Consider the following 19,603-nt stretch of genomic DNA (forward strand, 5'->3'; position numbering starts at 1 on the left):
GAGGAATCCAATTGTTACGATATTTTAATAAAAGATTAATTGGAATCATACCTATCCTATTTTTTGTTTCCATTTTTATTTTTCTGTTTGTTCATTTGATTCCAGGCGATCCTGCCAGATTAGTAGCAGGGCCGGATGCCACACTTGACGATGTAAATGCCGTCCGGAAAGAGCTTGGATTAGACAAGCCATTATATACTCAATATGTGAATTTTATGACCAATATTGTTCATGGTAACTTTGGACTTTCATTAAAAACCAAACGGCCAGTTCTTACTGAAATTTCTGAGCGGTTTATGCCAACTTTCTGGCTGACTTTGTGGAGTATGATTTGGGCCTATCTATTTGGCCAAATTGTCGGGGTTATATCCGCAACGAAAAGAAATAAGTGGCAGGATTATCTTGGAATGTTTGGAGCCATTGCTGGAATCTCCCTCCCTTCCTTTTGGCTGGGATTAATGCTGATTCAATTTTTTTCAGTTCATTTAGGATGGTTTCCTACAGGAGGTTTGGATTCTTGGAAAAGTTATATCTTACCATCTATCACCTTAGGTGCAGGGGAGGCAGCGTTTATTGCCAGGTTCTCTCGTTCTTCACTAATGGACGTCCTAAATGAAGACTATATTCGCACCGGACGGGCAAAGGGATTAAAGGAAAGCGGCGTGGTTTGGGGACATGCCTTAAAAAATTCAATGATTCCTGTTGTGACCATGGCAGGATTGCAATTTGGTTTTTTGCTTGGCGGCTCCATCGTCATTGAAACCGTGTTTAGCTGGCCAGGTCTAGGAAGATTGCTGATTGACTCTGTTTCCTTTAGGGATTACCCAGTTATCCAAGCCGAAATGCTCTTATTCTCTTTGGAATTCATTTTAATCAATTTGCTTGTTGATTTAATCTATGGATTGTTAAATCCGCAAATTCGTTACGAGTAAATGAACAAGAACAAGGAGGAATGAATAATGGCTGGAGTGAAAATAGAGGAAGTCATCGAACGGCCGCTTCCAAAACCAGTTAAAGGAAAAAAAAATACACCAGCTACGGAGTTTTGGCGAAAGTTTAAGAAACAAAAAATGGCAGTTGCGGCCGGTGTTTTCGTAGGCATCCTGTTTCTTTTAGGTATTATTGGGCCTTATATTACTTCATATGGTGCAGCTCAATTTGACTATAATCATACTTTAGAGGGACCTTCGGCTCTCCACTGGGCTGGAACAGATGCTTATGGGCGCGATATTTTTAGCCGGATTATTATTGGAACAAGGATCTCCTTATTTATTAGCTTATTGTCTGTTTTCATAGGTGCAGTTGCTGGAACCTTTCTTGGTCTCATTAGTGGTTATTATGGGAAATGGATTGACAATATGATCATGAGATTTTGTGATATTCTTTTTGCCTTCCCGGGAATCTTACTGGCGATTGGGATTATTGCTATTCTTGGACCAGGCTTAGGAAATGTAGTGATTGCGATTTCCGTTTTTAGTGTTCCGATGTTTGCTCGGATTGTAAGAAGTAGTACATTAGCTGTTAAAACGGCAGTATATGTGGAAGCTACCAGGTCTATGGGTGCGAAACATGGAAGAATTATCTGGAAGCACATTTTTCCAGGAACCATCTCAGCCATTATCGTAAACTTTACCATGCGTTTAGGAACGGCCATTTTAACGGCAGCCTCTTTAAGCTTTATTGGGCTTGGTGCTCAGCCGCCTTCTCCAGAGTGGGGAGCAATGCTAAGCGGTGGAAGGGATTATTTAAATACCGCCCCACACGTTACTTTTTTTCCAGGGCTTGCTATTTTCCTGACTGTGCTTGCATTTAATCTGCTTGGTGATGGGCTCCGAGATGCGTTAGATCCAAAAATGAAAGATTAACCATCAGAAAGGGGTAAGGTGATGGCTGAAAAATTACTGGATATAAAGAATCTGCAAACTCATTTTATTACTGACCGCGGGGTTATGAGGGCTGTTGATGGTGTTAATTTAACGGTTCATAAAGGGGAGACAGTCGGGGTAGTTGGAGAGTCTGGCTGTGGAAAAAGTGTTACTTCGTTATCGGTTATGCGGCTGTTAAAGGATACACCGGGAAAGATTATAGGGGGAACGATTGAATTTGAAGGCAAAAACCTGGTCGAGATTCCTGAAACAGAGATGCGAATGATTAGGGGAAATGAGATCGCGATGATTTTCCAGGAACCGATGACTTCGTTAAACCCTGTTTATAAAATTGGCAGGCAAATAGAAGAATCCATCATTCTTCATTTAAAATATAGCAAAAAACAAGCACGTGACCATGCCATAAAAATGCTTCAGCTCGTTGGGATACCGAGAGCGGAGGAGATTGTTAATGAATATCCTTATCAGCTTTCAGGTGGAATGCGGCAGCGTGTCATGATTGCGATGGCCATGGCGTGCCAGCCCAAACTCTTGATTGCGGATGAACCGACAACCGCATTGGATGTGACCATTCAAGCACAAATCTTAGACTTAATGAGAAAATTACGTGAAGAAAGCAGCTCTTCGATTTTGATGATTACCCATGATTTAGGGGTTGTCGCAGAAATGTGTGACCGTGTAGTCGTGATGTATGCAGGAAAAGTGGTTGAAGAGGCTGATGTATATACGATATTTGAAAATCCTAAACATCCTTATACAAAAGGTTTGCTTGAATCCGTTCCAAAACTAGGTCAAAAAAGTAATCGATTAGGATCCATTCCAGGGAATGTCCCAACACCTGGCAATATGCCTGATGGATGTAAATTTGCTCCAAGGTGCAGTAAAGTCATGGGTATCTGCAAGAAACAGGATCCAGAATTAACCGTGATTGATCAGAATCACACTTGCAGATGCTGGCTTTATCAAGATAGCGGAGTATTGGAGGTTTAAGTGATGGAAACTCCATTAGTAGAAGTAAAAAACTTGAAAAAATATTTTCATAAAAAGAGCGGCTTATTTGGTAGAAAAAATTCATTTGTAAAAGCGGTAGATGACGTTTCCTTTACCATTTTTAAAGGTGAAACGCTGGGCCTTGTTGGTGAAAGCGGCTGTGGAAAATCTACCACGGGAAGAATGCTGATGAGATTACTTGATCCTACCGAAGGGCAGATTTTATTTGAAGGGGAAGAGATTAGCAGTTTAAACGATAATCAAATTCGGGATATGAGAAAAGAATTTCAGATGGTCTTTCAGGATCCCTATGCATCCCTAAACCCAAGGATGAAGGTGGGAGATATAATCTCCGAGCCGTTAATTATTCATGGGTATCCTAAAGAGAAACGGGAAGAGCGAGTAAATAAGTTACTAGAGGTTGTGGGATTAAGTGCCTATCATGCCGATCGGTATCCTCATGAATTTAGCGGCGGTCAGCGCCAAAGAATTGGGATTGCTCGTGCCCTTGCAGTCAACCCGAAATTAATTATCGCCGATGAACCCGTTTCTGCATTGGATGTGTCCATTCAATCGCAAATTCTAAACCTTTTAAAGGACCTTCAAGATGAATTTCAATTGACCTATTTATTTATTGCCCATGATTTGAGTGTGGTGGAACATATAAGTGATCGAGTAGGTGTTATGTACCTTGGAAAAATTGTTGAATTGGCTGATAAGGAGACCCTTTATCAAAATCCATTGCATCCCTACACAAAGGCATTAATATCAGCAGTACCTATTCCTAATCCTCGGCAGAGAAGAGAAAGGATTATATTAAAAGGGGGTATCCCTAGCCCATCCAATCCGCCAAGCGGATGTACCTTCCATACGAGGTGTCCTTTTGCTTTGGATGTATGTAAAAAAGAGATTCCGAAACTTCGGGAAATTACATCTGGGCATTTAGTTTCGTGTCATTTATACTAGTATAATAGGAATACTTGGAGTTCGGAGGTTATACTAGCGATGTCTAATCAAATTGTTCACATTATAGCATATCAGGAGAAGTCCTTAGAACGAGTAATGAAACAAATAAAGGAAGTTTTGGGACAACACATTAAAGTAAAGCCTACAACTTTAAAGGAAATCCGTCCTGAAATGGTTCATCCAAATGATATTGTCTTCCTTTACCATCCTATGATTAAAGGAATCGTAAATAAACTGATTCCACCCGAGTGTCCCTGTATTGTTGCAAAACGAGACATTAATATGGCTAATTGCAGAGAGTTGATCAATCTCCCTCCAGGTCAGAAGATACTTGTAGTTAATGATACAAAGAAAACGATTGAAGAAGCTGTTGCCTCACTTCGTGAGACGATCTCTGAGCACGAGTACTTTCCATATAATCCTGATGAAAATATTCCAGATGACATAGATTATATTTTAACTCCAGGGGAGATAGATTTATTACCTGATGGGTTAACAAACGTGATCAATATTGGAGATAGAATTTTAGATATTGAAACCTTTATCGAGTTTGCTGAATTGCTCGGTATCGACTATCAACCTCAGATGGTAAAGAGGTATATGAAATCTTTAGTTTCACTTTCATTGGAATATGAGGGAATGGATTACACAAAGGGGAACCGAATGAAGGACATTCGAAATGTTTCCCGTTATACGTTTGATGATGTAATTGCCGAAAGTACGTCCATGGTAAAAACGGTTCAACTAGCAAAGGAATTTGCAAAGACATCTTTCCCTGTATTTATTTATGGTGAAAAAGGAGCAGGAAAAAGTATGCTCGCACAAGCGATTCATCATTATTCCTATCATAACGGAGATCCTATTTTTTCTGTGAATTGCAAATCAAATCCAATTGACATGCTGGAAAAGGAATTGTTTGGGTTTGAGGAAGATCTTATCCATACAATGGGAGCTTTTGAGATAACAAACAATGGAACGGTTTATTTGGAAGATGTAGATGAATTGCCTTTTTCACTCCAAATTAGAATATTTAATGCTGTGAAAGAAAGTAACTTTCTTCGAGTTGGCGGCACAACACCCATTCCATTACAGGCACGGTTGATTGCCTGCAGTACAAAAGAATTAGACCAACTTGCTGACAATGGAACGTTTTATCTTCCTTTTTATGAAATGCTGACATCCCAATCTCTCATCGTCCCTTCTTTGAAGGAGAGAAGGGAAGATTTTGTGCCATTAATTGAGGAATTAAAACGAAGGCTCAAAAAAACAGATGTCATTTTTACAGATGAAGCTATGGAACATTTACTTTGTTATGGATGGCCGAGAAATGTAACGGAACTTTATGATTGTATCACCTATATTTGTTCTATGGGAGAGGATACCATAGGAGTGAAGTCGTTACCAATAAATATACGGATGATGAGCGGGGATTGTAAACTTGGGATATTGAAGGGGCATAAGATTAACCCCTTAGAAATTATTAAAAAAATTGAAGCCCATGGTTTTTTAGAAGAAAATATCGAAATACTGAAAATATTTGCATTAGGGAAGCATGAACGAACCTCATTTGGAAGGCTGACTCTTAAAAAGCGTTTGGAAGAAGCAGGGATTTATCTATCTGAGCAACAAATTCGGATGAGAATGGAAATCCTCCAGGAGCTGGAATTATTAATTGTTCGACAGGGACGAGCGGGGTCCACCATATCACAAATAGGTGAAGAATTTCTTCAATTTTTACAGTCCTCTGCAAACGTTAATATAAAAGGAAGTTATGATTGATTTAAGAGGCTAATGGCGTAATATGATGATTTTAGTAAAAATCAAAGCTTGGTGCTCACCAAGCTTTTTACAATTATTTATGATTCATTTTCAAATTCATACTAAAGTTCATTAGTCATTTTTTTGATTAAATTAAGGCAGGTCTTCCATGGAAGTAAACTATAGATTCCTATCCAACAAAATCCCCACCTGTTCTGCCACAACTTGAGTTGGTTCAGATAAACCATTGGTGATCCAAGCTGTTACTATCTCTACTATAGCTGCTCCAAAAAATTTAAGAACTAAATCCTTACTTAATCCTTGATTTTTTCCTTCATTTACATCTACTTCACCCGCTAACTCCTCGATCACAAATTTTAGGAAGTGACTACGAAAAGTAGGGGCTCCTTTACTCGCTAACATGGTTGAAAAGAATGAGGAATTACGTTCAAAGTATTCAAACCACATCAGATTTCCCTCGGTATAATCCAAATCAGCTGCTGATACGCACAGTTTCCTTAGTTCGTTAATATGTTCTTCAATGAGCTTATCCAGTAAATCAAATTTATCCATGTAATGATCATAAATGGTTCTTCGACCAACATTTGCCCTGTCGGAAATATCTTGGATCGTAATATGATCAAAACTTTTTTCAGACATTAGTTCAATAAAAGCCTTTTTTATTGCTTCTTGAGATTTTTGTACTCTTCTATCCACACTAGACATTCTAGGAATCACCAAGCTTTCTTAAAAGTTATCGCACAAATTTACTCAACTTGTGCAGTAACGCACAAATCACAGCATTTTGATTATTGCCGTTATCCTCTGTTCATTTTATATTATACACAGGTGTGCGATAACGCATCAATATACGATTAACTAAAACAGCTAATATTACTATCTTCGGAATAATAGAAGAGTTTATTAAAATCAATGAGGAGGTTTAGAGTTATGGATCGTATTGAAAAGAGCAAGGAAAAGTTCCACCAGTTATTTGGTGGGGGAGTAACAGCCGCACATGCTACCGATCCTGATTTTCAGGACATTCTGAGCCATTTCATTTTTGGGGAAGTTTTTTATCAAGGTAATCTAGATGATAATCTGCGTGAGTTGATCACCTTGGTGGTTCTTACGACCAATCAAACTTTATCTCAGCTAAAAGCACACGTAAGTGCGGCACTAAATGTAGGTTTAACACCCGTAGAAATCAAAGAAGCTGTTTATCAATGTGCTCCGTATATTGGTTTTCCGAAAACATTGAATGCTGTCAGTCAAGTGAATGAGGTTTTCAAAGCGAAAAATATTGCGTTACCAATTGAAAGTCAAAAGCAGGTTGATGAAAATAATCGCTTTAACAAGGGACTTGCAGTTCAAGTAGAGATTTTTGGTGAGGTGATTGCAAAAATGCGCGAAAATGCTCCAGAAAACCAAAAGCATATTCAGGATTATCTTTCCGCTTTTTGCTTTGGTGATTTCTATACTCGCAGAGGACTGAATTTGAAAACACGGGAGTTGTTGACACTCTGCATCATTACGGCTTTAGGCGGTGCCGAAGGCCAAGTTAAGGCCCATGTACAAGGTAACAAAAATGTGGGTAATGACAAGGAAACATTGATCACCGCACTCACCCACTGCCTTCCATATATAGGCTTTCCAAGAACACTGAACGCATTAGCTTACGTTAATGAAATGATTCCTGAAAATTAAAAAAGGGTGTTACCTATTATTTCTAAAAAGTTTTATTGGAGGAATTAAAATGGCAAAACATGAAGAAGTAAAAAATGGCGTTATTTTCCCAGCGGGAGAGAAAAATGAAGCATATGAACAATTTTTTGTAGGACAAAGTTATCTTAAAGGATTAGTTGCTGATCCTAAAGTGAGTGTTGGTGTTGGGAATGTAACTTTTGAACCTGGATGCAGAAATAACTGGCATATTCATCGCGATGGATTTCAAATTTTATTGGTAACGGGTGGCGAAGGTTGGTACCAAGAAGAAGGAAAGCCTGCTCAATTCTTAAAAGCTGGCGATGTTATAGTCACACACGATGGTGTGAAACACTGGCATGGTGCCGCAAAAGATAGTTGGTTTGAACACATTGCGATTACTGCTGGTACTCCTGAATGGTTGGAACCAGTAGCAGATGAGGAATATAACAAAGTAAAATAAGAGTTGAGGTTAAAAATTACTCTGTTATTCAGGGCTTTTTTAGTATTCATCCCTATGAACATAGTTCTTTAACAGAACATAATAAAAAACTGCTAGAAATTATTCTGGCAGTTTTTTGTATGTTCAGGATTTCCATCTATTGGGGAAACTCCATTCGTGAATAAGTTACAACCTTTGTCATCAACTTAAGAAATATACAAATTAGAAGAAGGTGTATCATGGCGAAAAAATGTTATCGGTCATTCACCATCATTTCTTTATGCATGGCATTATTACTAATGTCATCCTGTAACCAGGTACAAAGAAAAGAAGAATCCAAAAAGGAGAAAACTCCTCGTGAAGTATTAGGGTTTTATACAGAACAGGAAGGAACGTATCCAGGGTCGCAAGCTATAGTTAACTCCCAATTCAAGAGCTTAAGCGTCATTGCTCCCTTTTGGTATAAACTTGATGATAAACGTCCAGGCAGTCTTATAGATTCCGTAACAGCAGATCATAAAAGAAAGGTTATTCAGAGTGCCCATAAAAAACACGTGAAGGTATATATGGTTGTACATAATCTCTTTTATGAAACCGTGGAGAAGGGCAAGCAGGCTGCGAGTAATGTACTCGATAACGAGAATAACCGCAATGTTTTCATACAGAACTTACGCACTGAAATGAATCAATTTAAATATGACGGAATTAATATTGACATGGAAAACTTGTATTTGACTGACCGAGATTCCTTTAGTCTGATGATAAAAAATTTGTCTGATGCACTAAATCGTGATGGAAAAGTAGTTACGGTTTCCGTCCCGGCAAACACAGGTGATTCCCGTGCTAATCCCTGGTCACCATGGTTTGATTACGAAAAGCTTGGTCAATATTCGGACGGGTTAATGATTATGACATATGATGAACACAACCCAAGAACAACACCCGGGTCAACAGCATCAGTCGAATGGACAGAAGCAACGATTCGTTATGCTTTGAAACATGGAGTACCACCATCCAAAATTTTACTCGGTATCGCTGGTTACGGATGGGACTGGGATACAACAGCAGCAGGCAAAGCTAAGTATAGTTCCTTTAAAGAGTTAATGGATCAGCAAACAAAATATAAAGCAAAAATTGTATGGGACTCCCGTTCGCAAACGCCATATTTCAGTTACGTCGATGAAAAACACCATAACCACCAGGCTTGGTTTGAGAATAGCCATAGTCTGCGGTTTAAGCTAAACCTTGTAGAAAAATATGACTTACAGGGAATTGGGATTTGGCGGCTTGGCTTAGAAGATCCAAAGTATTGGACGACTATACCTGAAAAAATAAGAGTTAAAAAGTGATCGAATGGTTATCCAGTATTTATATAAAAGAAATAACTCATTTCACCATGGATATACCCCTGTCAAGTAGACAGTAAATAAAAAGCATTCTCTTCAGCTTTGGCAATGATAGTTGGTTGCCAGGAGATTGTCAAGGAAAGCACTTGACAACCCCCTGGCAACCAACTATGTGGTCAGTAAGCTGAAGAAGGAATTAATCTAATCAGATTGATTAATTTCTTAGGCTGCCTGAAGTCTGTATTTAACTGGGCTTAGGTAGCCTAATTTTTTTTGAATTCTTTTGTGATTATATCTATAAATGTATTTTTCTACCTCTTCTATAACTTCCTCTGGTTTCTGGAAGTTCTTTAGATACATACATTCTGTTTTAAAATGACTAAAAAAGTTTTCTGCGCATGCATTGTCTAAAAAATTGGCTTTTCTGGACATACTTTGAGTAATACCATTCAGTTTGACGGCTTCGTGGTAGTCTTGAGATGTATACTGAAAACCCTGATCGCTATGCAGAATGGTTTTATCAGTCACATCTCTTTTTTTATTTGCTTCTTCCAATGTATCTAATACAAGCTCTAAACCGTTTTTGGAACTGATTTTGTAAGCAACGATTTCCTTATTCCATAGATCACAGATGACTGACAAATATAAGCGTTGGTTGTTAAAAATCAAATAGGTAATATCTGTAACCCATTTTTTATTGGGATTTTCTGCAATAAAGTTCCGATTAAGGACATTCGGAACTATTATTCTTTCACTGCCTTCACGATACCTCTGTCTTTTCTTACGGATTTTAGCCTGCAGCTTCATCTCTTTCATTAGCCGATAGATTCGCTTATGGTTTACCTTTATTTCGTATTGTTGCCTAATAGATGCGGTAATTCTTGGATACCCATAAGTACCATTCGCCTCTTCATAGACTTCTACAATATAATTCTTTATCACCTCATTTTCCTGTTTCTTTGGAGTAATAACCTCTTTTTGCTTTAACCATTTATAATATCCACTTCGTGAAACCTTTGCCAATTCACATAGTAAATTAACAGGATACTGGGTGCTTAGTTCAAAAATAATTTGGTAGTATATTGGGATCTCTTTCTTTTTCACCTCCTTCTCAAATCCATTAGCTTTTTTAAGAATGCATTCTCTGCTTCCAATCTGATAACTTTCTCTTCAAGGGATAGATCCTTTTTTCGAGGACGCCCTGATAAATATTTTCTTTGATCTTCAAATGCACTTAGTGCATCTCCCTTTGAATTTTCGTATTTTTTTACCCATTTTCTAATTGGATACGTAGAAGGCAAATTATATTTATTTGCTAAACGCAGATAACCCATTGTACCAGTCAAATATTCCTGAACAACCTTTAATTTAAATTCCTCTGTATACTTATTAAATTTCGTACCTTTTTTTTTCATGAAAAATCCCTCCTGGTAGAACAGTATAGGCTTTTTCCTAACTGTCTACACAAGAGGGATAATATCACCATGAACTGAGTTATTTACCTAAATAGGCAGTATGTAGTTCTTTGTTCAGTTATTTCCCTTTTTTATTTTGGCAAGTGATTGACTTCATTAGCAACTCTGATTCCAGACTCAATGGCTCCTTGCATCCATCCATGAGTAAGTGTGGTATGCTCACCTGCAAAGTGGACTCTACCTTCAGGTGTAGGAATATAGGGGAAAAGTTCGTGTTCCTGACCAGGCTTAAAAGTCGCTAGTGCCCCACAAGCATATGGATTATCTACCCAGCTAAAGGACGTTCCTGAAACAAACTCTGAAAACACTTGGTCTCCGAAAATGACGGATAAGTTCTTTAAAGCATAGTAAATTCGGTCTTCGTTGGATAAACCATTCCATGTCAAAGACTCATCTGCCCACGTATAACTTGCCAAAACCACAGCCGGACCCTTTGTGCCAATCCCCTGACTAGGGTAATACGTGAATCGAATCGGCAGGTCCGTTATCGATTTACCACCAAATTGATTTTCTTTTTCCCAAAACCTGCTTTTAAACTCGATCCCTACTTTCGTCGCAGCCATATAGTTCAGTTCACGAATCGCTCTCCGTTTATAATAGGAAAAAGAATGGAAGGGCTCCACCTCTACAAAACGTAAGACGGTAAAAGGGATGGTTATGATGGCAAGATCACTTGTTATAGAGGATTGTTTTAAGGTGTGAGAATGGTTGGAATGGATGGTTATACGATTTGGGTGTTGAACAATTTTCGTCATCCTTTGAGAGAACCATATATCATCTTTTAATTGAGGCAAAAATGCCCTAGGGAGCAGGTCCATACCACCCGTTATCTCATAGAAACGATCTGTACTGAAGCTCGCCGATTCTCTTAAAACCTCCAGAAATGACATCCCCATATAGGCTTCATAGTCAAGAAGTAAACCAATCATATCAACCGCACCAGATGAAAAAATAGTTCCATATTGATAATGGTAAGACCTTAAAAATGTACCTAGCGAGAAATCTTTAAATTCTTTTTCGATAAGAGGCCAATTTTTTACAGGATTTTTGTTGATAAAATCGACAATGGGCTGTATCGCTAAATTTAACAGATCCTCGGCGCTCTTGCCTCTTTCATTCCGGTCAACAGGGAAATTTAGAATACCTGGATTACTTTCAAAAATGTCAAGACGTGTTTTGATTCCATTGAGGTAAAGAATATCGACTGGAGTCCGATTGATAAACTGGTTTACGGGTAAACCGAATTTATAGATATACTCTAAAGTTAAAAGATGGGTATCAGGGATCCGCATAGGGCCAATGTTTAAATAAAGCCCACTGCTAAAAGGGGAGCGTATTGCCGCGGCACGTCCGCCCACTTTATTGGTTGCTTCAATAATTGTGACTTTGTGCCCTGCTTCCTTCAGGAGAGAAGCGGCAACAAGTCCAGCTAATCCTGCACCGACAATGGTAATGGTCTTAGGAAAAGGAGACTTTGGCAGTCCATTTCTAATGATACTAATCATTTGTTGAGTCGTTAATTGATGATTTATGGAATTAGGCATCTGATCGCCCCTATATAAAAAGATTAATACATTGTATTCATTGGACAGGATGCCTATGTTTTAAAAGGTTTTTTTGACAGGGCGATGTCAGAAAAAGACTGGCCGGAACACGCTCCTATTAGGTGGTGTCCGGCCAATTTAATGTCATCTTTACATAACTAAATGTAAACTTTTTTTTACATGATGCATATAATACTTTACCCGATGTAAAAGTGACCATACAGGAGGTGTAAACCTTGACCTATCAAGAAAAAAAGAGCATCGTATCAGTGATCACCGTAGTCCTCATTTTCATCTCATTTTGGTTATACAAGTATCCACAGCATCCTGAAGGCGGACTGGAGTCAGCAGAAACCTTTCGTTATTGGGGCTTCTTCGTCATTCAATTGACTTTGGTTTCAATCGTCGTGCACATCATAATCAGCATTATTTTTAATATCGTCTTTAGAATGACGACCAGAGAAAAGGAACCTACATTTGCAGATGAACTGGATAAGTTAATTGCCTTAAAAGCGAGCCGCAATTCTTTTTTTGTGTTTATCATGGGCTTTCTTTTTGCCATGGGATCGATGATCATTTTTGAGCCGTCACAGGTGATGTTCATGATCTTGATTATTTCAGGATTCCTTTCAGATGTGACAGGCTCAGTTACGAAAATTTATCACTATCGGAGAGGAGTCTAACATGGGAAAAAATCTTGTCGGCAATCACATTCGAAAATTACGTTTCAACCATGATGAAATGACACAGCAGCAGCTGGCTGACAAGGTAGGCGTGACAAGACAAACCATCGTCGCTCTCGAAAAGGGGAAGTACTCCCCATCCCTGGAACTGGCTTTTCGCATTGCTCACGCCTTTAACTTACCCTTGGACGAAGTGTTCTTTTATCATAAAAACACAAAGCCATAAGCTTGAATGTGCATGAAATTATGCAGAGAGGGCGATGAAAATGGATTCAACTAAGAAAGCTGCAAAAATTGTGGGTGTACTGTTTATACTTGCTGCCGTTACGGCAATAATCGGTCTTATTTTATACAACCCAATCCTTAATGGTCCTGATTATATGATAAATGGTTCCGAACACGCCAATCAGGTAGTACTCGGAGTGCTTATGGAGCTAATGCTTGTTGTCTCAGCAGTTGGTACTGCCACTACCATGTTTCCGATTTTAAGAAAGTATAATGAAACGATCGCTCTTTGGCATCTTTGTTTCAGGTTTCTTGAAGCAATTATCATTACGGTAGGTGTAATCAGTATGTTGTCCCTATTGACCTTAAGTCAGGAATTTGCAGCTGCAGGAGCCCCGGATTCCGAATCCTTTCAAACTTCAGGTATCGTATTAAAAGCAATACATGCATGGACATTTATGCTTGGTCCTCTTTTCATGCTGGGTATCAATACGATGATGTATAGTTATATTTTCTATAAATCGAGGCTCGTACCCAGGTTTATCCCTATTTTGGGCATGACGGGGGCAACTCTTGTTTTTATTTATGGATTGCTCGTAATGTTCGGTGTGATTGAACAAATATCTGTTTGGAGTATATTGTCACTGCCAGTTGCAGCAAATGAAATGATTTTGGCAGTATGGCTACTGGTGAAAGGATTCGATGAATCTGCACTTGCTTCTCTTTCTGCAAAAAAGTAAGCGTTTATGAAAAATTATTTTAAAAAAACATTTGACAAGATGTCAATTTACCTTGTATTTTATTAATATACTTTAACACTTAAAAGCGTTTTAGCGTTTAAGTATATTGGTAAATATAACAGCCTAGCATTCTAGTAGTACCTTCTTAACAGCCAATAGAGACTGGACGGGTGGTGAAAGTCCAGGTGAGAAGATGTACGAATTACACATGCAGCTTTATGGGCATATTTTTTAGAGTGGACCCGATTGGGTCAAAAAGGGTGGTACCGCGGAGAGTCACTTCGTCCCTTATTTGGGATGGAGGACTCTCTTTTTTATTTTTCAACAAGGAGTGACAGCAAATGGAAGCAACTTTAACAAAAATTCCGAAACATTTACAAAAATATGTAGTGGATCAGCAATATGAAAAATACACAGCGATTGATCAGGCTGTTTGGCGTTATGTGATGAGACAAAATCATCATTTCCTTAAAGAATCTGCCCATCCAGCCTACACGGGCGGTTTAACAGCCTCCGGTATTTCAATTGAAAAAATTCCGAATGTCCATGATATGAACGAAGCACTTTCACCTTTCGGCTGGAGTGCCGCCAACATTGATGGATTCATTCCTGGAGTGGTTTTCTTCGATTTTCAGGCCCATGGCATTTTACCGATTGCTTCAGACATTCGGAAGCTGGAGAATATTCAATATACTCCTGCTCCTGATATCATTCATGAAGCGGCGGGACATGCTCCCATTCTAGTAGACGAGAAATTCTCGGAATATGTAAAACTATTTGGAAGCATTGGCTCAAAGGCACTTGCCACAAGCGAAGAACATGAATTGTTTGAAGCAACCAGAGCATACTCCAACCTTTTAGAAACCGGAACAGCTACAGAAAAAGAGATTGCTGCAGCAAAAGCACTTTTTGAAGAAAAACAAGCGAATGTCACCGAACTTTCAGAGGCAGAGCAAATTTCCAGACTGTACTGGTGGACGGTCGAATACGGGTTAATCGGCACCATGGAGGAACCAAAAATTTATGGTGCAGGACTTCTGTCTTCCGTGGCGGAAGGAAGAAGCAGTCTAACGGATTCAGTCGAAAAGCGGCCATTTGATTTACAGACTGTAATTGAAACCGGCTTTGATATCACAAAGCCTCAACCACAATTGTTTGTATGTGAGAGCTTTGAGCAGTTAATTGAGGCGGTTAAGGAATTTGCCAGCAATATGGCGTTCAATAAAGGCGGGACTGAAAGCCTCGAAAAGGCACTCCGCTCTAACCATACGGCGACCATCCAATATGATTCTGGCGTTCAGCTAACTGGAACCGTAAGTACCATTTTAAAAGATTCGAACGGTGAGGCTTGCTACATTCGAACACAAGGGCCATCGGCTTTAGCCTATAATCATAAAGAACTGAGAGGACATGGGAAGGGAAGCCATGGAGATGGATTCAGTGCCCCGGTTGGAAGATTGAAAAAATCCACGTGTCCGCTAGGAGAAATGGAAATAGGAAAAGAGTACACGCTTCAATATGAAAGCGGTGTGACCGTGACAGGAATTCCTCAGCAATTCCTACGTGAACAAGAAAGGCTTCTCGTTATTTCTTTCGAAAACTGTACCGTTTTATTGAATGATGTGATTCTCTATCATCCGGAATGGGGCATGTTTGACTTAGTAGTAGGAGAGACCATTACTTCTGTCTTTGCTGGAGCAGCAGACTCCGAACAGTTTTACTCCGATTTGGAAGAAGTGGTACAGAAGCCACTGCAGAAAAAGGAAGAAACCATGCTTGAAAAGCTTTACAGCGATGTAAGGAGATTAAGAGAAACGGTCATGATCCGTGAAAAATTGGAAGAAGCTCTGAAAAGAGTACTCGATCAGCTATCTTCTGACTTTCCAGAGGATTGGCTGCTGCGAGTGGAAATCTTTGAGCTTATGGAGCAGCATCATGTGCTTACTTCTTGGAAAAATGTCCTCCTTCAACAGTTGGACGGAATCCAAACGCTTCATCCGGAATTCCCTGAACTGATCCAGAGAGGATTACGGTTAGCGAAAGAGAAAGGTCTGTAAAACTATGTTTATAAAAGAATTAGAGTCTATTTCAAATAAATTTCCTGGAATGATCGATGATCCTTACGCTAGGGACAATCAAAAAAATGTTCAGGTTACTAAAATCTTGTCAGCCTTTAGAAATCTGATTGAATTATGCGGAGATGATCCTGATCGGGATGGCCTTGAAGAGACGCCGTATCGGGTGCTAAAAGCATTTCTTGAATATACGGAAGGAAACCGGGAAGACCCGAAAACCCATTTAGAGAAAACGTTTGATGTAAATCATAGGGAGCTCATTCTGGTGAAAGACATTGAATTCCATTCTCTTTGCGAGCACCATTTTGCGCCATTTTTCGGTGTAGCCCATGTAGGTTATATTCCTAATGATAAAATTACAGGTCTGTCTAAATTGGCACGCTTAGTAGAGGGATATGCTAAGAGATTTCAGGTACAGGAACGTCTCACCAACGAAATTGCCGAGGCAATTGAGGAAATTCTTCAGCCAAGAGGGACGATGGTCGTTATTGAAGCCAAACATATGTGTATGTGTGGAAGAGGGGTAAAGAAATCAAACGCTACCACTACTACCACCGCTGCTCGTGGCGTATTTGCTGAACAATCAGATGCCAGGGCTGAGTTTTTATCATTTTTACAAAGATAAAGTAAACTCCTTCAGTCATTTACTGAAGGAGTATTCTTTTTAAAAGGCTATTAGTACAATTAGTCATTAATATATAGATTAGGTTATATTTATATTTGTAGACTTAAATATCATTGATTAATGGGGCTGATACGATGGAATCATTCTTTTCACCAGAAATACGCCGGAATCCTTATCCGATGTACAAAATGATGCGTGAGACACAACCGGTACTATTCTTTGAACCCTATAACATCTGGTCTGTTTTTCGCTATGATGATGTTAAAACTGTCCTATCAGATCATACTCGATTTTCATCACAATACGTTGATAAAAACTTGCCACAAGCAACTGCCTCCATGCAAACAAGAATGAACTCTAGTTTGATTACGAGTGATCCACCACGACACACGAAATTGCGTTCACTTGTCAGTCGCGCTTTTACCCCACGTGCAATTGAAGCACTTGAGCCACGGATTCATGACATTACGAATGAGCTTCTTGACCGAATTTCAGATAAAGAAAATTTTGATCTTGTACAAGATCTCTCTTATCCTCTACCCGTTATCGTCATAGCCGAAATGCTCGGTATTCCAAGTGGTGACCGTGAACAATTCAAGTATTGGTCAGATGAGGTCGTTGCCTCCGCAGATCAAGCAATCGGTGGAACGAGTGCAGACTCGACAAAAGCTCACCAAGAAATGAATGAATATTTCCGAAAGATTATTACGAAACGAAGAGAAGATCCGCAAGGTGATCTTATTAGTGCCTTAATTCAGGCAGAGGAGGATCATCAGCATTTAAGCGAGGAAGATGTATTATCATTTTGCTGGCTCTTGCTGGTTGCCGGTAACGAAACAACCACAAATTTAATTAGTAATACGGTCCTTACCTTATTGGAGCAGCCGAATGAGTTGGAACGACTTCGCAACAACTTGGACCTACTACCTTCTGCAATTGAAGAAACGCTGCGTTATCGTTCTCCAGTCCAAGCCATGTTCCGATTTGCGAAGCAGGATATTGAAATTAGCGGCACAACCATTCCTGAAGGAAGTCGAATCATCGCTTGGATCGGTTCAGCGAATCGTGACCCCGATAAGTTTGCCAATCCGGAACAATTTGATATGACTCGTAATCCGAATCCGCATATAGCATTTGGTCATGGTATTCATTTTTGCTTGGGTGCACCATTAGCTCGAATGGAAGCAAAAATTGCCTTATCGTTGCTGCTATCTAGAATTCCTCAATTCGAAAGGATAAATGATGAACCTTTGGAAATGGCGCGTGGTTTTATCGTGAATGGTGTGAAGAATCTCCCACTAAAAATCGTTGGTAGATAAAAAATGGCTCAATTATGTAGTTCCTATGTCTTTTCTGGACAAGGAACTTTTTTATTTTAATAAATACCTTACTAACACTTTTTTTAAATTCCTTCTCCCAACTGGTCCATTTTTGTTAAGGGAATAATCCTCACTCTGGAGTAAAGAGGAGGATTATTTAATAGGGCTCATTTTTCAGCAGAAACAAACTGCACCAACAATAATTAATAAAATGAACAGCACTACGATGATGATAAATTCGTTGCACCCATGAACAGGAAAACAACCTCCATAAACAGGAGCCGCACAGCCGAATCCATAAGACAATGCTGGCTGGGGAATAACATTAGCACCAGCAAAATGTGGTATGGCATTATCCATTTTTAACACTTCCTTTCTAAAGTTGGAGAATTACTTAGACATTACACTATATAATACACTTAGAAAGGAAATTAGAGCCCGTCTATATCAAATATGGGCAGAAGCATAGAAATTGAGTAATGGACCTAAAGTATTTTGACCAGAAATCAAAATTAGTTAATAGAAAAGAAGAAAAACATCTTGAATATATAGGTTTTGTTCTTCTTGTCCCTATGAAGGACATTTTTCTCACTTTCCGGATGAGTTAGGGCATTATGAATCTCTTTTAGTGACCGTTGTTCCTGATTACTAGATGGGTTTTGTCCTTCATTTACCTTATGAAGGACAATTCTCTAACTTCCCAAATGAGTTAGGGGATTATGACTCTCTTTAATTGACCGTTTTCGTGATTGCTAGATGGGTTTTGTCTTTCATTTACCCTGTGAAGGAGAATTCTCTCACTTCCCGGATAAGTTAGGGCATTACGACCCCTCCTTAATTGACCGTTCTCCTCATTTTAGGATTGGCTATGTCCTATATCCTCAAATCAACAAGAGGCAAAATCAACATTAATTCTTAACTTACTAATGCATGAGGGTAACCTCCAATTATAAGAAAAGACATGAGATAGTGTTTCATATATTTAATGGTTGATTGTCATAGAGAATTAGTTCATCAAAAAAGATTCTGGCCATAAAATAGAAAATAAGAGATGAAGAAATGAATGATTATGATTAAGGCATCGGAGTTAGATTTAACGATAGATAGAAGGTGATAATATGGAAGCAATCGTCTTGGCTGCTGGATATTCCAGCCGGGCCAATGCTTTCAAAATGACTCTGCCACTGGGGAAAAGGAGCATATTGGAGCAAACGATATCTAAATTTGAAGGAGTATGCAGCAGGGTCATCGTCGTAGCGGGTTATCAAGCGGAAATTATTCAGGAAGAAGTGGCGAAACTCAGCAGTAAAAATGACTATTCCTTTCAGATCCAATTTGTTTATAATGAAGAATTTCACAAGGGAATGTTTAGCTCCATTCAAAGGGGCTGCAACGAAGTAAATGCCTCTGACTTAATTATCACACCCGGGGACTGTCCCCTTGTAAAAAAAGAGACAGTTCATCAAATAGCCAAACACATAGGGGACGTAGTGATTCCAAGCTTTCACTATAAAGGCGGCCACCCCATCAAATTATCAAGCGAAGTGAAGCAGAGAATTCTCGAAACCAATCCAGAAAGTAATTTGCGTGTGGTCCTCGGCGGTTACGAAAAGACATACCTTACTGTAGGTGATCCAGGAGTACTAATGGATGTTGATACGCCGGAGGATTACCAAAAAGCAATTGATTACAATAAAGCTTGAATTTCTCAATATTTCCTGAATATAAATGAATCATAAACGAATACCAGAGGGACGGTTCTCATGGCTTAAATCAGATTAGTTAAGACCACAAGAACCGTCCCTTTGGCACAGAAGGGTGTTGT

20 protein-coding genes are annotated in these 19,603 nt (G+C 39.1%); 15 read left to right on the forward strand and 5 right to left on the reverse strand.

Features of this window, described 5'->3' with window-relative positions; translation table 11 throughout:
• Positions 1-11 precede the first annotated feature (11 nt).
• From gsiC to LC455_RS26830, 5 genes are read left to right on the forward strand one after another with little or no spacing between them, the layout of a single operon-like run.
• The gene (gene gsiC, locus LC455_RS26810; protein ID WP_223595621.1) at positions 12-932 is read left to right on the forward strand and encodes a glutathione ABC transporter permease GsiC; all 921 of its coding nucleotides are present in this window, start codon (positions 12-14) and stop codon (positions 930-932) included.
• A 27-nt stretch (positions 933-959) separates the two neighbouring features.
• A complete protein-coding gene (locus LC455_RS26815) occupies positions 960-1,865 on the forward strand; it encodes an ABC transporter permease subunit (RefSeq protein ID WP_223595623.1) in 906 nt (301 codons plus the stop codon).
• Between the two features lie 21 nt (positions 1,866-1,886).
• On the forward strand, positions 1,887-2,876 hold the full coding sequence (locus LC455_RS26820) for an ABC transporter ATP-binding protein (protein WP_223595625.1): 990 nt from the start codon (positions 1,887-1,889) through the stop codon (positions 2,874-2,876).
• A gap of 3 nt (positions 2,877-2,879) precedes the next feature.
• Positions 2,880-3,842, forward strand: coding sequence for an ABC transporter ATP-binding protein (locus LC455_RS26825; RefSeq protein ID WP_223595627.1), 963 nt, complete (start codon positions 2,880-2,882; stop codon positions 3,840-3,842).
• 39 nt (positions 3,843-3,881) lie between these two features.
• Entirely contained in the window at positions 3,882-5,621 is a 1,740-nt protein-coding gene (locus LC455_RS26830) for a sigma 54-interacting transcriptional regulator (protein WP_223595628.1), read from the forward strand.
• A 159-nt stretch (positions 5,622-5,780) separates the two neighbouring features.
• On the opposite strand, the gene LC455_RS26835 is transcribed toward LC455_RS26830, so the two are convergent.
• Positions 5,781-6,326 (reverse strand): TetR/AcrR family transcriptional regulator, encoded by a 546-nt coding sequence (locus LC455_RS26835; protein WP_223595629.1) that lies wholly within the window; start codon positions 6,324-6,326, stop codon positions 5,781-5,783.
• A 225-nt stretch (positions 6,327-6,551) separates the two neighbouring features.
• Between LC455_RS26835 and LC455_RS26840 the strand changes: the two genes are divergently transcribed.
• The 3 genes from LC455_RS26840 (at position 6,552) to LC455_RS26850 (ending at position 9,095) form a co-directional block, all read left to right on the forward strand.
• Positions 6,552-7,307 (forward strand): carboxymuconolactone decarboxylase family protein, encoded by a 756-nt coding sequence (locus LC455_RS26840; RefSeq protein WP_223595630.1) that lies wholly within the window; start codon positions 6,552-6,554, stop codon positions 7,305-7,307.
• Positions 7,308-7,356: 49 nt separating this feature from the next.
• A complete protein-coding gene (locus LC455_RS26845) occupies positions 7,357-7,767 on the forward strand; it encodes a cupin domain-containing protein (protein WP_223595631.1) in 411 nt (136 codons plus the stop codon).
• A gap of 218 nt (positions 7,768-7,985) precedes the next feature.
• Positions 7,986-9,095, forward strand: coding sequence for a glycosyl hydrolase family 18 protein (locus LC455_RS26850; RefSeq protein WP_223595632.1), 1,110 nt, complete (start codon positions 7,986-7,988; stop codon positions 9,093-9,095).
• A 219-nt stretch (positions 9,096-9,314) separates the two neighbouring features.
• Here the strand turns inward: LC455_RS26850 and LC455_RS26855 are convergent, their stop codons facing one another.
• The 3 genes from LC455_RS26855 to LC455_RS26865 form a co-directional block, all read right to left on the reverse strand.
• Positions 9,315-10,196, reverse strand: coding sequence for an IS3 family transposase (locus LC455_RS26855; protein ID WP_223595634.1), 882 nt, complete (start codon positions 10,194-10,196; stop codon positions 9,315-9,317).
• Positions 10,193-10,507, reverse strand: coding sequence for a transposase (locus LC455_RS26860; protein ID WP_223595635.1), 315 nt, complete (start codon positions 10,505-10,507; stop codon positions 10,193-10,195). Before LC455_RS26860 ends, LC455_RS26855 begins: the two co-directional genes overlap by 4 nt.
• A 131-nt stretch (positions 10,508-10,638) precedes the next feature.
• Positions 10,639-12,111, reverse strand: coding sequence for a flavin monoamine oxidase family protein (locus tag LC455_RS26865; RefSeq protein ID WP_223595636.1), 1,473 nt, complete (start codon positions 12,109-12,111; stop codon positions 10,639-10,641).
• A gap of 236 nt (positions 12,112-12,347) precedes the next feature.
• Between LC455_RS26865 and LC455_RS26870 the strand changes: the two genes are divergently transcribed.
• The 6 genes from LC455_RS26870 to LC455_RS26895 all read left to right on the forward strand — a co-directional run bounded on the left by LC455_RS26870 (position 12,348) and on the right by LC455_RS26895 (position 17,778).
• A complete protein-coding gene (locus LC455_RS26870) occupies positions 12,348-12,794 on the forward strand; it encodes a hypothetical protein (protein WP_223595637.1) in 447 nt (148 codons plus the stop codon).
• A 1-nt stretch (position 12,795) separates the two neighbouring features.
• Positions 12,796-13,020: a helix-turn-helix transcriptional regulator gene (locus LC455_RS26875; protein ID WP_223595639.1), complete on the forward strand. Its 225-nt coding sequence runs from the start codon at positions 12,796-12,798 to the stop codon at positions 13,018-13,020.
• Positions 13,021-13,060: 40 nt separating this feature from the next.
• Positions 13,061-13,759, forward strand: a complete 699-nt coding sequence (locus LC455_RS26880) for a DUF4386 domain-containing protein (protein WP_223595641.1) — start codon at positions 13,061-13,063, stop codon at positions 13,757-13,759.
• 341 nt (positions 13,760-14,100) lie between these two features.
• A complete protein-coding gene (locus LC455_RS26885; RefSeq protein WP_223595643.1) occupies positions 14,101-15,816 on the forward strand; it encodes an aromatic amino acid hydroxylase in 1,716 nt (571 codons plus the stop codon).
• A gap of 49 nt (positions 15,817-15,865) precedes the next feature.
• Complete coding sequence (gene folE / locus LC455_RS26890; RefSeq protein WP_223595679.1) at positions 15,866-16,459, forward strand: GTP cyclohydrolase I FolE; 594 nt, start codon at positions 15,866-15,868, stop codon at positions 16,457-16,459.
• Positions 16,460-16,593: 134 nt separating this feature from the next.
• On the forward strand, positions 16,594-17,778 hold the full coding sequence (locus tag LC455_RS26895) for a cytochrome P450 (RefSeq protein ID WP_223595645.1): 1,185 nt from the start codon (positions 16,594-16,596) through the stop codon (positions 17,776-17,778).
• A gap of 174 nt (positions 17,779-17,952) precedes the next feature.
• Here the strand turns inward: LC455_RS26895 and LC455_RS26900 are convergent, their stop codons facing one another.
• Positions 17,953-18,138 (reverse strand): YjcZ family sporulation protein, encoded by a 186-nt coding sequence (locus LC455_RS26900; RefSeq protein ID WP_317851485.1) that lies wholly within the window; start codon positions 18,136-18,138, stop codon positions 17,953-17,955.
• Positions 18,139-18,896: 758 nt separating this feature from the next.
• Between LC455_RS26900 and LC455_RS26905 the strand changes: the two genes are divergently transcribed.
• Positions 18,897-19,481: a nucleotidyltransferase family protein gene (locus LC455_RS26905; RefSeq protein ID WP_223595647.1), complete on the forward strand. Its 585-nt coding sequence runs from the start codon at positions 18,897-18,899 to the stop codon at positions 19,479-19,481.
• Positions 19,482-19,603 lie beyond the last annotated feature (122 nt).

Source organism: Neobacillus bataviensis, assembly GCF_019969725.1.

What these genes read in the sequence shown, in the direction of transcription:
- LC455_RS26815 (WP_223595623.1), top strand. Translation starts at nt 960, where the DNA reads ATGGCTGGAGTGAAAATAGAGGAAGTCATCGAACGGCCGCTTCCAAAA.
- LC455_RS26820 (WP_223595625.1), top strand. Translation starts at nt 1,887, where the DNA reads ATGGCTGAAAAATTACTGGATATAAAGAATCTGCAAACTCATTTTATT.
- LC455_RS26825 (WP_223595627.1), top strand. Translation starts at nt 2,880, where the DNA reads ATGGAAACTCCATTAGTAGAAGTAAAAAACTTGAAAAAATATTTTCAT.
- LC455_RS26830 (WP_223595628.1), top strand. Translation starts at nt 3,882, where the DNA reads ATGTCTAATCAAATTGTTCACATTATAGCATATCAGGAGAAGTCCTTA.
- LC455_RS26835 (WP_223595629.1), bottom strand. Translation starts at nt 6,326, where the DNA reads ATGTCTAGTGTGGATAGAAGAGTACAAAAATCTCAAGAAGCAATAAAA.
- LC455_RS26840 (WP_223595630.1), top strand. Translation starts at nt 6,552, where the DNA reads ATGGATCGTATTGAAAAGAGCAAGGAAAAGTTCCACCAGTTATTTGGT.
- LC455_RS26845 (WP_223595631.1), top strand. Translation starts at nt 7,357, where the DNA reads ATGGCAAAACATGAAGAAGTAAAAAATGGCGTTATTTTCCCAGCGGGA.
- LC455_RS26850 (WP_223595632.1), top strand. Translation starts at nt 7,986, where the DNA reads ATGGCGAAAAAATGTTATCGGTCATTCACCATCATTTCTTTATGCATG.
- LC455_RS26860 (WP_223595635.1), bottom strand. Translation starts at nt 10,507, where the DNA reads ATGAAAAAAAAAGGTACGAAATTTAATAAGTATACAGAGGAATTTAAA.
- LC455_RS26865 (WP_223595636.1), bottom strand. Translation starts at nt 12,111, where the DNA reads ATGCCTAATTCCATAAATCATCAATTAACGACTCAACAAATGATTAGT.
- LC455_RS26875 (WP_223595639.1), top strand. Translation starts at nt 12,796, where the DNA reads ATGGGAAAAAATCTTGTCGGCAATCACATTCGAAAATTACGTTTCAAC.
- LC455_RS26880 (WP_223595641.1), top strand. Translation starts at nt 13,061, where the DNA reads ATGGATTCAACTAAGAAAGCTGCAAAAATTGTGGGTGTACTGTTTATA.
- LC455_RS26885 (WP_223595643.1), top strand. Translation starts at nt 14,101, where the DNA reads ATGGAAGCAACTTTAACAAAAATTCCGAAACATTTACAAAAATATGTA.
- folE (WP_223595679.1), top strand. Translation starts at nt 15,866, where the DNA reads ATGATCGATGATCCTTACGCTAGGGACAATCAAAAAAATGTTCAGGTT.
- LC455_RS26895 (WP_223595645.1), top strand. Translation starts at nt 16,594, where the DNA reads ATGGAATCATTCTTTTCACCAGAAATACGCCGGAATCCTTATCCGATG.
- LC455_RS26900 (WP_317851485.1), bottom strand. Translation starts at nt 18,138, where the DNA reads ATGGATAATGCCATACCACATTTTGCTGGTGCTAATGTTATTCCCCAG.
- LC455_RS26905 (WP_223595647.1), top strand. Translation starts at nt 18,897, where the DNA reads ATGGAAGCAATCGTCTTGGCTGCTGGATATTCCAGCCGGGCCAATGCT.